14 protein-coding genes are annotated in these 14,267 nt (G+C 40.1%); 7 read left to right on the top strand and 7 right to left on the bottom strand.

The features are described 5' to 3' along the window. The first annotated feature begins 3 nt into the window (after positions 1-3). A complete protein-coding gene (locus GJU39_RS06085; protein WP_154279811.1) occupies positions 4-294 on the top strand; it encodes a hypothetical protein in 291 nt (96 codons plus the stop codon). Positions 295-746: 452 nt separating this feature from the next. Further along, positions 747-1,802, top strand: coding sequence for an AI-2E family transporter (locus GJU39_RS06080; protein ID WP_154279810.1), 1,056 nt, complete (start codon positions 747-749; stop codon positions 1,800-1,802). A gap of 1 nt (position 1,803) precedes the next feature. On the opposite strand, the gene GJU39_RS06075 is transcribed toward GJU39_RS06080, so the two are convergent. After that, entirely contained in the window at positions 1,804-2,373 is a 570-nt protein-coding gene (locus GJU39_RS06075; RefSeq protein WP_154279809.1) for an arylesterase, read from the bottom strand. Positions 2,374-2,525: 152 nt separating this feature from the next. Between GJU39_RS06075 and GJU39_RS06070 the strand changes: the two genes are divergently transcribed. Next, on the top strand, positions 2,526-4,085 hold the full coding sequence (locus GJU39_RS06070) for a L,D-transpeptidase family protein (protein ID WP_245227696.1): 1,560 nt from the start codon (positions 2,526-2,528) through the stop codon (positions 4,083-4,085). Here the strand turns inward: GJU39_RS06070 and GJU39_RS06065 are convergent. Beyond that, a complete protein-coding gene (locus GJU39_RS06065) occupies positions 4,082-4,882 on the bottom strand; it encodes a murein L,D-transpeptidase catalytic domain family protein (protein WP_154279808.1) in 801 nt (266 codons plus the stop codon). The two genes, GJU39_RS06070 and GJU39_RS06065, sit on opposite strands and share 4 nt — an antisense overlap. A gap of 260 nt (positions 4,883-5,142) precedes the next feature. On the opposite strand from GJU39_RS06065, the gene GJU39_RS06060 reads away from it, so the two are divergent. From GJU39_RS06060 to GJU39_RS06045, 4 genes are all read left to right on the top strand, one after another. Beyond that, positions 5,143-5,391 (top strand): hypothetical protein, encoded by a 249-nt coding sequence (locus GJU39_RS06060; RefSeq protein ID WP_154279807.1) that lies wholly within the window; start codon positions 5,143-5,145, stop codon positions 5,389-5,391. Between the two features lie 126 nt (positions 5,392-5,517). Further along, entirely contained in the window at positions 5,518-5,697 is a 180-nt protein-coding gene (locus GJU39_RS06055; RefSeq protein WP_154279806.1) for a hypothetical protein, read from the top strand. 55 nt (positions 5,698-5,752) lie between these two features. After that, complete coding sequence (locus GJU39_RS06050; RefSeq protein ID WP_154279805.1) at positions 5,753-6,025, top strand: hypothetical protein; 273 nt, start codon at positions 5,753-5,755, stop codon at positions 6,023-6,025. A 155-nt stretch (positions 6,026-6,180) separates the two neighbouring features. Beyond that, positions 6,181-6,375, top strand: a complete 195-nt coding sequence (locus tag GJU39_RS06045) for a hypothetical protein (protein WP_154279804.1) — start codon at positions 6,181-6,183, stop codon at positions 6,373-6,375. A 134-nt stretch (positions 6,376-6,509) separates the two neighbouring features. Here the strand turns inward: GJU39_RS06045 and GJU39_RS06040 are convergent, their stop codons facing one another. The 5 genes from GJU39_RS06040 to GJU39_RS06020 form a co-directional block, all read right to left on the bottom strand. Continuing rightward, a complete protein-coding gene (locus GJU39_RS06040) occupies positions 6,510-7,160 on the bottom strand; it encodes a response regulator (RefSeq protein WP_154279803.1) in 651 nt (216 codons plus the stop codon). 2 nt (positions 7,161-7,162) lie between these two features. Then, positions 7,163-8,170: a chemotaxis protein CheB gene (locus GJU39_RS06035; protein ID WP_167515649.1), complete on the bottom strand. Its 1,008-nt coding sequence runs from the start codon at positions 8,168-8,170 to the stop codon at positions 7,163-7,165. Positions 8,171-8,186: 16 nt separating this feature from the next. Continuing rightward, positions 8,187-9,785: an ATP-binding protein gene (locus tag GJU39_RS06030; protein WP_154279801.1), complete on the bottom strand. Its 1,599-nt coding sequence runs from the start codon at positions 9,783-9,785 to the stop codon at positions 8,187-8,189. Beyond that, on the bottom strand, positions 9,782-12,712 hold the full coding sequence (locus GJU39_RS06025; RefSeq protein WP_154279800.1) for a CheR family methyltransferase: 2,931 nt from the start codon (positions 12,710-12,712) through the stop codon (positions 9,782-9,784). The genes GJU39_RS06030 and GJU39_RS06025 overlap by 4 nt, the downstream gene beginning before the upstream one ends. A 62-nt stretch (positions 12,713-12,774) precedes the next feature. Further along, positions 12,775-13,890, bottom strand: a complete 1,116-nt coding sequence (locus GJU39_RS06020) for a sensor histidine kinase (protein WP_154279799.1) — start codon at positions 13,888-13,890, stop codon at positions 12,775-12,777. Between the last annotated feature and the right edge of the window lie 377 nt (positions 13,891-14,267).

Here is a 14,267-nt window from a genome sequence, read left to right as displayed (position 1 = left end):
AATATGAACAATGAAGATAAAGCCGCTCGGGCAAGCCAGGCAGACCACAATAAATTTGAACAGGGTCTTTTAGAAACCCGCTGGACAGAAACCGGAGAACCTTTCTATGTGGTTAAAGATGGAAATGACTTAAAAGAGTTTGCCCTCTTAGCAAAATTAATTCTCGAAGATGAGAAGGCAATTGCCCACGATTTTACTTCAAAAGTGGTAAGTGAATCCGGTGATCAGGAAGTTTCGTTTGAGTATAAGTCAGGATGGTTTTTGGAAGGGCTGGGCGAAGGGGAGATCGAGTAACACGTTTACGATTTCTTTATGTACATCGCTGACGGAAGAATATTAATTTAATTACATAGCCATGGGTTTCAACCCATGGCTAACTTGGGAGGTTGTCTCAAAATTTGAGGCAGCTTCGACATTAAACAGATTACATAGCCATGGGTTTCAACCCATGGCTAATTTGGGAGGTTGTTTCAAATTTTGAGACAACCTTTGGCATTAAACAAATTACATAGCCATGGGTTTCAACCCATGGCTAATTTGGGAAGTTGTTTCAAATTTTGAGACAACCTTTGGCATTAAACAAATTACATAGCCATGGGTTTCAACCCATGACTAATGGTTAAACCTGCTAACACACCTGCAGTTTCTACGCCTTGATACTCCCTCTTTATTTAGGCGGGAAGGGGTGTTTAATGTCACTCAATTTTTAACGTAAACTTTTACCCGCAAAAAGTGTTGAACTCTTTATGGATAAACTTCAACGCAGCATTTATATTATACTTTTTATGGTCCTGTTTTTTGGAGGGCTTTACTTTTCCAGTTCTTTTCTCATTCCGCTTGCGCTTGCAGCGGTATTTTCGATGCTTTTCATTCGTTTAAGTGGCTTTTTTGAAAGTAAAGGAATCAACAGGGGTTTGGCAGCGGCTTTTTGTATGCTGATTTTTGTCTTCAGTGTTGTATTGATTGTTGGTCTTCTATACTGGCAAATGGGTTCGTTTACCGAGAACATGGGTGAAATGAAATCGCGGTTAGGCGGTATGGTAACTGATATAAGGGCATGGATTAATGAAAAGGCAGGTATTAACCAGAAACAACAGCAGGAAATTGTAAAAGGGCAAGGCGAACAAACAGGCACAATGGTAATTGACTTTGCCAGCAATCTGGTTTCTATCGGCGTCAGCACTATATTAGTTTTAGTTTACATGTACCTTTTTCTTTTTTACCGGTCTCATATTAAGCGTTTTATTTTAAAACTGGTGCCACAAAATGAAAAAGAAAATGCTGGAGATATTGTACACGAATGCGGTCATGTTGCCCAAAAATACTTAAGCGGACTAGGTGCAATGATCGTCGTATTATGGATAATGTATGGAATCGGTTTCAGCATTGTGGGTATTGAAAGTGCAATTTTTTTCGCGGTGCTCTGCGGTATTCTGGAAATCATTCCTTTTGTTGGAAACCTAACCGGGACGAGCCTTACCGTTCTTTCGGTGATTGCCCAGGGCGGAGACAGCAAGATGATCATCGGCGTACTCATCGTTTATGGACTGGTACAATTGATTCAAACCTATATTTTAGAACCATTAATTGTAGGTGAACAAGTGAACATCAATCCACTATTTACCATCATGGCTATCGTTTTAGGTGAGTTTGTTTGGGGCGTAGCAGGTATGATTCTTGCCATCCCTTTGTTAGGAATCGTAAAAATTATTTGCGACAGGGTGCCCTCGTTAAATGCTTTTGGTTTCCTGATCGGGCCAATTGCTCCACCAAAACGGAGAAAAATGTTTGGACGTAAATAGCCTATTCCTCTATATTCTCCAGAATTGTTTTTAAGGTGTTCCAAACATTTAGGGCAATAATTTCATAGCCTTCAGCAAGGGGGTGAATACCATCGAACATGTTCAGGCGTGGGATGCCTGCCACACCCTCAAGCAGAAACGGAACCAAATGGATTTTATTTTTTGTTGCCAGGCGGGTATAAATATTCCGGTACCCGGCAGCTTTAGCACCTGGAATCCATTTGGGCAATTCCATACCAAGGAGTAAAACCGGTGCAGCAGGATGATGTTGCTTTACCTGATCGATTATGTATTGAAGGTTCGCCTCCACATCTGGAGCTGAATGACCTCTGATCAAATCGTTTGCACCTAGCTCCAGTACAAAAATGTTAGTTTGCATAGCTAATATTGGCTTCAGGCGATTCTGTGCTGAAAATGTGGTATCCCCACTTAAGCCGGCATTAACCACATTGAAACCTTCGCCCGTTTCATTAATCATCTTTTGAATTAATGCAGGGAAAGAAGCCGTTGCCGGATCTCTCAGGCCGTAGCCCTGCGTAAGACTATCGCCAAAGAAAATAATCTGTTTCATAAAGTACTAACAGACTTCCTTTTAAGATTGTTTAACACGCAGAGAAAGGAACATACAGTTCGCATGAGCGTGCATCAATTAATGAATAATAGTAATGCCTGTTGTAAGCCTAACAATTTGTTTTTCAATTAGATATAAATTCTATAAAACAAATGATACAAAAATTGAATTATAGACGCATGTATTCAGTGAAATTTAAAAAGCCATTCTTAACAGGCGTATTAATGGTGATGCTGATCGGGTTGACGGTTTTGCAAAGTTGTAAGAAACATCAATCACAAGTTGGTGCCCACCTGGTAGAAGCCACCGGCAATAAAGTATTTGGAAAGATCGATATGGATGAGTTCGGAAAACGAATGAAATCTGCCATTTCAGAACGTTCGAAGACCTTAAAAAATCCAAAATTTACGGATGCGCTTTATGCAGCCAATAATTATGAACCCGTTTTAGTTGAAAAATTTCTTCCTGATAGCGGGCTGATCAGAGCGGCGAACACAATTGCACTGGCTGAAGATCATGGTTTATCGCCAGAAGCCTTTAAGCTTTCGAAATTTAAGTCACTGCTACAGAAAACCTATGATAAAGCAGCGGTTAAAGACCTCGATCTTGCTTATCAAACGATTATTGATCTGGAATTGGCGGCAAGCAATTCAATCACAACATATAGTCAGGCAATGGAGTATGGCTTGGTTAGTCCGCGGAGAATTTACGCACAGTACTATACCAAAACTAAAAGACCAGATTCTTTAAGTTTTAAAAAGCCCTATCAAACCACAGATCTGGTTGCATTTTTAGACAGTATTCAGCCAAAAAGTGCAGACTATAAAATGCTGCAGCAGGCGTTAAAACAAAATACCCTTGCTCCGGGCCACTCTGCTGAAGAAAGCAAAAGGATTATTCAGGTTAACCTGGAGCGACTTCGCTGGCAAAATAATCCTTCAGAAGAAAAATATGTTTGGGTAAATATTCCCGAATATCAGCTCCATGTAATTGAAAATGGCAAAGCAGCACTAACTATGAAGGTGTGCGTAGGCGAGGGGCGTGAGCAACCTGCAGGCCAATCTCTGGCAGAATATGATGACGATGACCTGGAGAAAGACCGTCCTTTTAACCGGGAAACGCCACAGCTTAAAAGTATGATCCACAGCGTGCAGGTAAATCCGGTGTGGAATATTCCGCAAAGCATTGCTACAAATGAAATTGCAACACAAGCGGCAAAAGATCGCTACTACCTGAGCAATAACAATATTGATGTTTTTTACAAAGGCAAATTGGTGGAAGATCCGGAAACCATCGATTGGAGAGCTGAAGATGTAGGTAAAACTTATGCTTTTAAGCAGCGCCCGGGTGATGATAACTCTTTAGGGAAAATCAAGTTTCTGTTTAATAACCAAAGTAGTGTTTATTTGCATGATACACCGGCAAAAGCAGCTTTTAATCAAACGGTAAGGGCAGTAAGCCACGGTTGCGTACGGGTAGAACAACCTTTGGAACTGGCAAGAGCGCTTTTTGGTCCAGGGAAAAAGTTTGATAGGATCAGTACCGGAATGGCAAGCACTGATCCAAGAGCAGAGGATATTTCGCTTCCTAAGCAAATTCCGGTTTACCTCAGCTATTTTACCTGTTGGAGAGATCCAAGCGGCACACTGAAATTTGCAAAGGATGTTTATGGATTAGATGCCGTTTTATATACGCATTTGTTTAAGGGTTAATCCCTTGTTGAAAACGTTCCATACAAAGCTTCTTTATTAATTTCGGGCATTGCGGCAAGGCAGGCACTTTTTTCATCCAGGTAAGCCGAAGCATATTTTTCTGCAGACCTGTTGATAAAGAGAACGCTGCCTTCGCCAAGCGAAGAAATTAACTGATCAGAAAGTTCAGGGGAAACCGCAGGGCAACCCTGGCTTCTGCCTAGTCTTCCCAATGCTGCAATGGTACCTTCACTTACATAAGGTGCGCCATGAATAACAATAGACCGAAGTCTGGCATTATCATTAAACCCAGGGTCCATGCCATCAAGCCGTAACGATCGGCCATGTGCGCCGTGGTATTCCTCCCCAGTAACATAAAAGCCAATGCTGCTGGCAAACGAATCATTTTTGTTAGAAAAAGTTACCGCCTGGTCTTCGCCACTGCGTTGTCCATGAGCCACCCAGGTATTCAGCACCACATCTTTTTCATCAACATTAAGTACATATAATCTTTTGCGCGTGCTCGGTTGATCAAAATCTGCAATGGTTAACAATGCGTGATCAGATAAACGGCCTGCTTTTTTCAGATTGTAATAGCCAGTTAAAGCTTTCTCGAACACCGGAAAAGACAAACCCGAATCTTTTAAGTGGGCCGATTGGTAAAGTGCTTCCGCATGTTGGATGTAGGCAGTCTTTGAAGGTCCTTCCTTTTCACTCTCCTGCGCCACGATTTCTTTATCGTTATTTTTCCATGAAGTAAAAACGGAGCAGGTAGCGATTAATAAAAGACCAGAGATTCCCAAAACATATTTTCTCATAGGATATATATTGATATGATGAATGATTAGGTAGGTCTTTTTTCTATAGGCTGATTTCTTTTGGTACAATAAAGATACAAAAATGTTACAAAATAAACAAATTTAACAGCAATATTTTCAGGTTTTAAAGGACTTCTATACGGGTTTACAGATAAACTAAAAGCTTTTATTATGATGCATTTTGATCGAAGTTCCATTAGCTAAAATTTTCTTGCGAACCTTTTGTCTCAAGCCCTGTTATTAATACAAAACGATATAAAATGATTGAAAAAAAAGAACTTTTATCTGAGAACCTGAAAGATTTTATGGATTATTCTATGGACGTACTTAAGTCTATGGATGGTACGCCGGAACATACTCCAGAGCAACAGGAATTGGTGAACGAAAAGATTCAGAATCTAAAAATTTATCTCGGGCATTTAGAAACTTCTTACAATGAAAATACGCCTCAAGGGAATATCGGCAATGCAACAGGTGAAGCAACTGTGATTCCGGATATTGTGTTGTAACATAGTAGTGGTTCCATTGGATAAGAAAGATGCGATGCTGATACCAACCGATTAACTCCCGGAATAAAATGCGGTACAGTTAAACCTTCGGTTGATGCTTTGGGTTCTAAATAAAAAGGAAATATTATGAAAACAACCCATAGCCTATTGTTCACTTTCTTGGTAGTGATCATCTCATCTTGTCAGAATCCATCTGACAGGGCAGTAAAAGGAAATGGTAAACGCGATTATGGCGATACGCTTAATAAGGATTCGGTACAGGCGCCAAAGCGTCTAGATGCACAGGATACAGTTGGGGGGCATTAGCCTTCCCGGTGTTACCCTGCAACAAGTTTAACTTTTAAATAAAATAAATACAATTATGAACGAGCAAGAGAAAAATGAAAATCTTGGAGATACACAGGCAGAAAATTCGGCTGACAGATCCAACATGCCAGACAATCAGGTTCCGAGGCATCGCAGTAACGATAATAACGAAGAAAACAAAGTGAAAAGTGATGCCGGGTTTTTAAGCCGTGAATTAGGAGAAGGCGATTTTGGATCAGAAGAAGCACGTGCTGACGCTGATAAGGGAAATGAAGGTGAAGCTGGAAATATGCCGCACTCTAAACCAAAATCTGAAGAAGAAGAATAACAATCACCATAGGGTAATCTACGTAACTATCTTGCGTATTTTTACCCGTTTGAGTGTTTTTATAAACCTTTAGCGAGCGAACAGGCTTCTCTTACATAATTGCCGACAATGGTGTTGTGCACAAAATAAGATGTAAAATGAAAAAACACTTGCTAATGATGACAAGTGCAGTATTATTAATGCTGTCTGCTTGCAATTCGGAAAAGAAAAACAACGCTTCTGATTCTGTTGGTTCTGATACTACCATGAGTGATATGAGCGGAACTGCTCCTATGCAGGATAGCGTAGCCACCGATACCACAAAAACGGATAGTGATGCAACAACTACAGGTACAACTACCACGCCTTAATACCTGGCAACAGGGTTACCGAAAAAAATTACGTTAATGGCCGATGAATAACAAATTCATCGGCCATTACTATTTAAAGCATAATTTTTGTCAGTATTAGCACATTGGGTACGCGCCGTCTTTTTCCGACATGCTTAATTGAGATACCCATTAGTTACAGCAAACCGAATAAGGGCAGCGGTATTTTTCGAACCAGTTTTATCAATCAACGACTGGCGGTGCCCTTCAACTGTTCGTTTGCTAAGGAAAATTTTATCGGCCATTTCCTGGTTGGTATAACCCTCAGCAATCAGGTGTAGTACCTCAATTTCTCGCATAGAGAGTTCAATTTGCATATGCGTTTGTTCTGTCTGCGCCGCCACATTATGTAAAAGCCTGTCTAGCAAGCCTTGAGATAATTCGCAGCACAGGTATTTTGTGCCGGAGTGAACTGTCTTCAGGGCGAACATCATTTCATCTTCATTTACGTTTTTCATCAGGTAACCCCGGCTACCTTCTAAAAAGGCTTGCGCAACGTATTTCTCATTATCGAGCATCGATAGCACAATCGTTTTAATTTCCGGCCATCGTTCTTTCAGTTCGCGAATGAGGGTTATGCCGTCCATTTCGGGCATGTTGATATCGGTAAGTACGATATCCGGTATGGTACCCGAAGCAATCAGGTCTAACACTTCTTTTCCATTATCTGCTTCTCCAATCACCTGAACGCCTGGTTGTGAATCCAGAATGAGTTTGATGCCGTTCCGCACAATAATATGGTCTTCTGCCAGTATAATCTTTAACATCGTTATAATTTTGTTATTCTTGAGTCTCCTACATCTTTAAGTACGTCTTTCAATCTTTCTATATAAACTTTAAGTTCATCTGCTCTTTTCTTTCGGTCTTCACTAACGTACGTGTTAATTTGCGTGCGTTCTTCAAGGCCGGAGATGAAATTGCGCCGTTCTTCCATCATTCTTATTGCTACCCATAAAGCTTCTTCAATTTTATTTGCATACTCGCCTGTTAATATATCTTCAGAGTAAACATGCCCGGTAAAGCAGCGGTAGCGGCTGTTTCCATCCTCCTTAATTTTTGTGAGTACGCCTCCACAATCAGGGCAGGTAAACATAGTTGGTATGCCAAGGGTGCTGGTTTGCTCATAATTGCTGCTCATTCTCAAGGTAATTTCCGATTCGAGTTTGAGGTTTGCCGGCACCTCACCTTTTACACAGATACCTCTACTGTATAAATCAGAGAGGATATAATGCATATCTACAATTGATACGCGGTAATCGACCTCAATATTATTAATCACACTTTGAGGCATATCTGCGTATTCTGCCTCTTCCGGTTCCTGAACAATGCAGGTTCCGCCCGCATTTTTGATCGCAATCATTCCGGATGTACCATCATCCAGCAAACCGGTTAAGATAATGCCGGTTACACAATTGCTATAAGCTGCAGCAGCGGTTCTAAAAAGAACATCTATAGATGGACGCCAATGATTTTCCTTTGCCCCTCTGGTTGTTAAAATTGTACCATTACTAAGCATCATATGGTGATCTACAGGCGCGAGGTAGGCTTTTCTGTTTTCTATTTTTGTTCCATTTTGTGGAATGACGACTTCCAGCTTCGATTTTTTGTTTAAAAGGCTGAGGATGTTTTCTTCAATGGCAACTTTACTGATGTGAATAACAATGAAAACAGCCGCATCTATATTTCCAGGTAGCGACGCGAGCAACTCAGATACAGCTGATAAACCACCTGCAGACGCTCCAACTGTAATCACATTTTTTACTTCTTCAATTTTCATGCTCTTATTTAAATAACTATTGCTCTTTTGGAAAGGAAATGGTGAAAGTAGCGCCCTGATCATTGCTGATCTCCAAATTGCCATTTAACAGTGATACCCGGTTTTTAATTGCCCGTAATCCCGAGCCTTCTTTAAGTGCCTGATCAATATCAATCTGAAATCCATTTCCTTCATCCTTCACAATAATGAGGATTTGTGTTTTATCGAATCTAACGGTTACGTTGGCCTGGCTTGCCCCCGAATGTTTTATACTGTTATTTAAAAGTTCCTGAATGATTCTGAAAATATAAAGCTGGGTTTCGGCCGGTAATGTATCTGCCTGGCGATCTATTTTAGAATTGACTTTAAAACCAGCATTTTCTAAATGATGGATCATATCCTTCATTCCTGAGGTAAAACCGAAGTCTTTCAGAATAGAAGGGCTTAATTCGCCTGAAATGGTTCTTAATTCTTTGATCGCCAGATCCAGCAATTCATTTATGTTTGAAAATGATGTTTCGGTAGGTTCGTTTTTCTGCAAATGGTTAAGTTTGAAACGAATCCCATAAAGGATCTGGCAAACACTATCATGTAAGGAGGCACTGATTTTATGACGCTCTTTCTCTTGCGCATCTATCGCTGCCCGGCGCAGCAGGCTCTGCTGGTTGCGCTCATGTTCTTCTTCTTTTTCCAGTAATTGTTTACGCTCAGAAATGTCGGAAATTATTCCGGTAAATAAGGTAGAACCATCAAGCTGGTCAATTGCTTTTCCTTTAATTAAAATTATTTTGCTGGTTACAGAAGTCTGCAGACCCAGTTCGATATCTACTTCCTGTGTATTACAAAGTTTGTTTACAAGGGTAATAAGTTTTTTCCTGTCAGATTCCATCACCAAATCATACAGTTCTTTTAGCGTTGGCTGGCTTTCGTTTTCGTTAAGATCGAGAATTTGCTTGCTGTAATGATCCAGGAAAACCGTCCCATCATTCAGTTCTACGCGCCAGGTTCCGGTGTGTGATGCCTCTAAGGTCTGACTTAGCCTTTCTGTGCTTTCCCAGAGTTTTTGCTCCGAGCTTTTTAGTTTAGTGATATCTGTAATGGTGATATAAAAATTTTCATTGCCAGAACCCGGATCTGTTACGATAGATCCATCCAGCTGGGCAAAAAATACAGGAGCTCCTTTCGGATGGATCCGGATTTCGCAATTTGCCTTTAAATGTAATTTTTGCACACGATTGATGAAAGTATAAAATTCATTGCGATCATAAGGCGCTATAAAGCTGGAAAAATTTTTCCCAACAACTATCTCTGCTCCAGCCAGCAGCATTTTTTTTCCAATTTCATTAATTTCAGAGATTTGGCCATTAGTTGAAAGGATCAGGTAACCAATGGGTGCAGCATTAAAAAGACCTACGAATTTCAGCCGCTCTAATTCCAGTGCATGATGTGAACTTTCCAGTTCATCATTTTGCATCTCCAGTTCCAGTTCATATACCTCCAGCTCGTTCAGTAAAATAGCAACTTCGTTTTCTTGCCGGATGCGCTGATCTGCACTTTCACGGCCAAGAAGCAACTCTGCTTTTTTTCTTAATGCGCTGAAAATAATGTCTTTGGTAACTGCTCCCTGTTTTCTCACTGTGCTTTTCTAAAATTTAAAATCAATATGGAAGGTAAATTTGCCTCTAACTGAATATGCTCTATGGAGATATGAAGGCCCATTAAACCAATTCCATTAAAGTGGTGCTGCAAATAAAATTCTTCTTTAACAGGCATTTTTAAAGCAAGTTTTTCTGACAGGAGTTTAAAGTGCCACTTATTATTAACAATTTCTAAAAAAGAAAGTTCAGTAATTTCTGAGTCTGTAAAGTGAAAAAGATTAAGAAAATGGCGGTTATATACCAAAATCTTTTTTTCTGAATCGATTACGAGTGTTGCATCAGGCAATTGATTAATCACCGTTTGGGTATATTTAAGCAGGCCCTGTATCTGCGCACTCATCGATTTAATTGGCGTTATTTTGGTGAAAGTAAGTACGGCACCGCTAATAAAGTTATCCATGGTGCGGTAAGGCATCATCCGTAAATTATACCATTCGTTCATTTTGGTTTTTACTTCCAGTTCTTTTCCTACCAAGGTTTCAATTACCTGGTTAATGGTGGCTTCTATAGAGGGATAATCAAAATTGGAAACAATGTGGGTAATGGAGCGGCCAACATCGGTTGTAATTACGTTAAAGAGTTTAGTAACCTGTGGTGTAAAACGTAAAATATTCAGCTGGTTATCTAAAAAGATTGTTCCAATCTCAATATTATCCAGCAGGTTTTTCATGTCATTGTTCAGCTGGGTTAATTCTTCTGCCTTGGTTTGATATTGAAGATTTATGGTCATTAACTCCTCATTGAGCGATTGCATTTCCTCTTTGGTCGTTAAGGCTTCTTCATTGGTGCTTTGGAGCTCCTCATTGGTGCTTTGTAATTCTTCATTGGTCGATTTTAACTCTTCCAGCGAAGTTTCCATTTGCTCGATAGTAGTATGTAGCTGCTGCTTGGTGTAGGTAAGTTCTTTTTCCAACTCTTCTACCGCACCTTCTGTAACGGTACTGTTGGCTCTTCTGGTATTTTTCTTGGCCGGGCCTTTCTCGTAAAAGGTAACGAGTAACATGCCTTGTAACGATGGATCGTGCAAATATTCTACGCTAAAACCAATGAGAAAATTTTTATCCTGTTCTTTTATTTTAATTTCTGAAATTTCTACTTTACTGTGGTTGGAGTGTGCCTGGTGGATGGCATTTCCTACAACGTATTTTAACTCCTCGCGAATCATCCGGTGGATGTTCATGATGGCTTCTCCGGGATGCAACTGGATGAATCTGCTGGTATTTCCGTTGATGTACAGAATTTCGCCTTTATCATTCAGCAATAGCGATGGAGGCGTATGATTATCCAGTAAAATCCTGTTGAAATGCTCTGCGAGCGGGTTTTTTTGTCCACTTTTAACGGCAACTTCAGTTTTCGAAAGTTTATCCTGGTTGGCAATATGAAAAGGAAAATCAAGTAATTTCCCTAAGGATGATACCCCTTCCCTGCGTTCAAAAATTTTCCATTTTGAATCTACACTGTTGAAGATATCATGGAAACCGCCAACGGATTCTGCGGGGCCCAGAAAAAGCAAGCCATTCACATTCAGCGAGTAATGGAAGATCGGGATAATTTTCTTTTGAAGATCTGTAGTTAAATAGATCATCACATTGCGGCAGCACAGTAAATCTAAACGGGTAAAAGGGGCATCTTTGATGAGGTTGTGCTGCGCGAAAACAATCATTTCCCTGATTTCTTTTATTACAGTGAAGCCGTTGTTTTTCTTGATGAAGAAACGCTCTATTTGCTGCGGGGTTAACTCTGAAACAATGTTTGAGAAGTAAAAGCCGGTTCTGGCAAGTTCAATGGCATTGGCATCTAAATCAGTTGCAAAAATCTGCGCTTTTGGTTTGCGCTTCATGGGCAGGCTATCGAGATATTCGGTAATCAGAATTGCGATAGAGTAGGCTTCTTCTCCGGTAGAGCAGCCGGCAATCCACACGCGGATTGGTTCTTGCGGCTCTTTGTTTTTAAGTAAAGTATAAATATGTTCCTTCAGCGCTTCAAAAGCCTGCAGATCTCTGAAAAATTTAGTTACCCCAATTAAAAGCTCGTTAAATAAAAGCTCTATTTCTAATGGATTTTCGCGGAGATAATTTACATAGCTCTCATAATCCGGAAGCTGATGAAAGGCAATGCGGCGTTCAATTCTCCTGGAAATAGTGTTTTTTTTATAAAGGGTAAAATCATGTCCGGTTTGCGAACGAAGCAGCATCAGTATTTTCTGAATGTGTACTTTATTTGTTTTATGCGTGTTCGATTCATTTTCTAACGGTAACCGCAATGCGGGATGATTCAGATACCTGATCAACTTCGTTGGCATATCCTCCGGTGCGAGCACAAAATCAGTTAAATGTGTTTTAATTGCTGCAATAGGCATGCTTGGATATTCGGCATTCTCCGGATCCTGAACCATGCACATACCTAGTTTTTCTTTAATCATCCTGATTCCGGTTTCTCCATCGGCACCTAAGCCAGAAAAAACAATACCCACTGCCATATTCCATTGGTCGTCTGCCAGGCTCTGGAAAAAATGATCAATGCACATGTGAGCACCTTTTTCCCGTGATGGATTAAAAAGGAGTAAATGTCCGTCGTGAATCCCAATATCTACATTTTTTGGCGCCAGATATACATGTTCCGGAGCTACCTTCAGGCCATCTTCTGCCATTACAAGTGGCATGGCAGTATAAGAAGTAATTAATTGCTCAAAGTCTTCATCCTCTTTCGAGTCCTGATGAATAACAAGTACGAAAGCCATCCCTGAATTGGCGGGCATGTGCCTGAAAAAGTTTTGAAAAGCAATTAATGAGCCGCTGGCTCCACCAATACCGATAATCGGAAAGGCATTCTGATCAGCTTTTGCAGGTTGTTCTTCGTCGTGTATTTGAAATCTTGTTGGGATGGGTTGTTCGTTGTTCGTCATTTTACTATGATCAATTCATTTCCTTGATCTTGCTAATTTAAACCAATAAAGCCAATAGGTGGTTATTCATTTTCTGTTTTTTGTAACGATGATGATTGCTGGCTGGGTGCCAACCCCTCATTTAACGCTATAAAAAAAGTTGTTCCCTTGTTTTCTTCAGATTCAAACCAAATTTTTCCTTCATGCCATTCTACAATGGTTTTGATGATAGACATGCCTAAACCAACCGAATGTTCGCCACGTAAACCCGTGCGACCAGCCAGATTGAACTTATCAAATAACTTTTCATGAAATTTTTCGGGAATGCCGATTCCGGTGTCTTCAATAGATAGTTGAACAATGTTTTCCGTTACCTGAAGACAGATGGTAATGGTTCCATGATCAGGCGTGAATTTGATGGCGTTCGAAATGAGGTTGTTCACCGCCTGCATAAACTTTACCTCATCTATAAATACATATACTTCGGGTAAGGCGCACTTAAATACAAAAGTTAAATCAAGGTGAAGCTCGGAAGATTTATATTCATCGAGCAATTGTTCAATTTTTTCTACCAGGTTGCGTCTTTTTTTCAATAATTCTACTCCAATGGATTCGAGAAATTCCTTCTTAATAAATTCCTGAATCATCTTGATTCCTCTTTTGCTGTTCGCTTCGATCATATCGATAATCTTTGTGATGCGCTCCTCAGTATTCTCTTTAAGGTGCTTTTTAAGCAGCGAGGAGAGCATTTGAATGGAACCCAATGGCCCTGCAAGATCGTGACTAACGATATTCAGGACTGCATTTTTTTTATTGGTATATTCCATGAGCTTTTCAATATAAATTTTCTTTTCAGTGATATCAGTCACCCGGCCAGAAAGAATATTAGGATCGTCTTTATCAATTAGTACATTAGCAAGTAAATGGTAGGTACGTTGTTGCAGTACCATCCTGAACTCTATATTGTCACTCATAACACCTGGTTGCAGATCCTGGTAAGCAGCTTGCAAATAGCCTATGTCTTCAGGAAAAACAAGTGCAACAATGTTTTGATGATCACTATTAAAATCGATTTCATTGAAGAATGTTGCAAAGGCATTATTGTGTTCGACAATACACTCTTGGTTAAGGTCGATGGCAAAATATAATAGGGTATCTTCTTCAATAAAGCGATTTAGTAGGGATAGTTTAGATTCCATGTTTCTTGTTCAAGGAATACAAGTTATAAAAATTTGCTTTTGGCAACCTACCCGTTTGGCAGCCGTATATCGCGTATTTATTACCCGTATTTATACACCTTGTATGCGTTTAATAATTGCGGGGGCTTAATTTGAAGGGGTTCTGAAAGGCATGAAAAAGGTCGCGGGTATCGATTAGAATCATAACCACAGCTAAAAGCCCTATCCACTACCGGCACTTTCCCTGGAAGGGAGAAATAGAGTTGATGAAGCTGGGTAATTTAGCTGTTTAAGGAGCAGAATTTTTAACCACAGATGGGCACTGATCAACAGGGATAAAAGTCTATTTGCATAGATTATGAAGCTGCGTGCTTTAGCTGTTTAAGGAGCAGAGTTTT

This window comes from Pedobacter petrophilus, assembly GCF_009674725.1.
In the GTDB taxonomy this organism is placed as follows: Bacteria; Bacteroidota; Bacteroidia; order Sphingobacteriales; family Sphingobacteriaceae; genus Pedobacter; species Pedobacter petrophilus.
The sequence above is the reverse complement of the archived record's forward strand: the minus strand, read 5'-3'. Positions and strand labels throughout refer to the sequence as shown.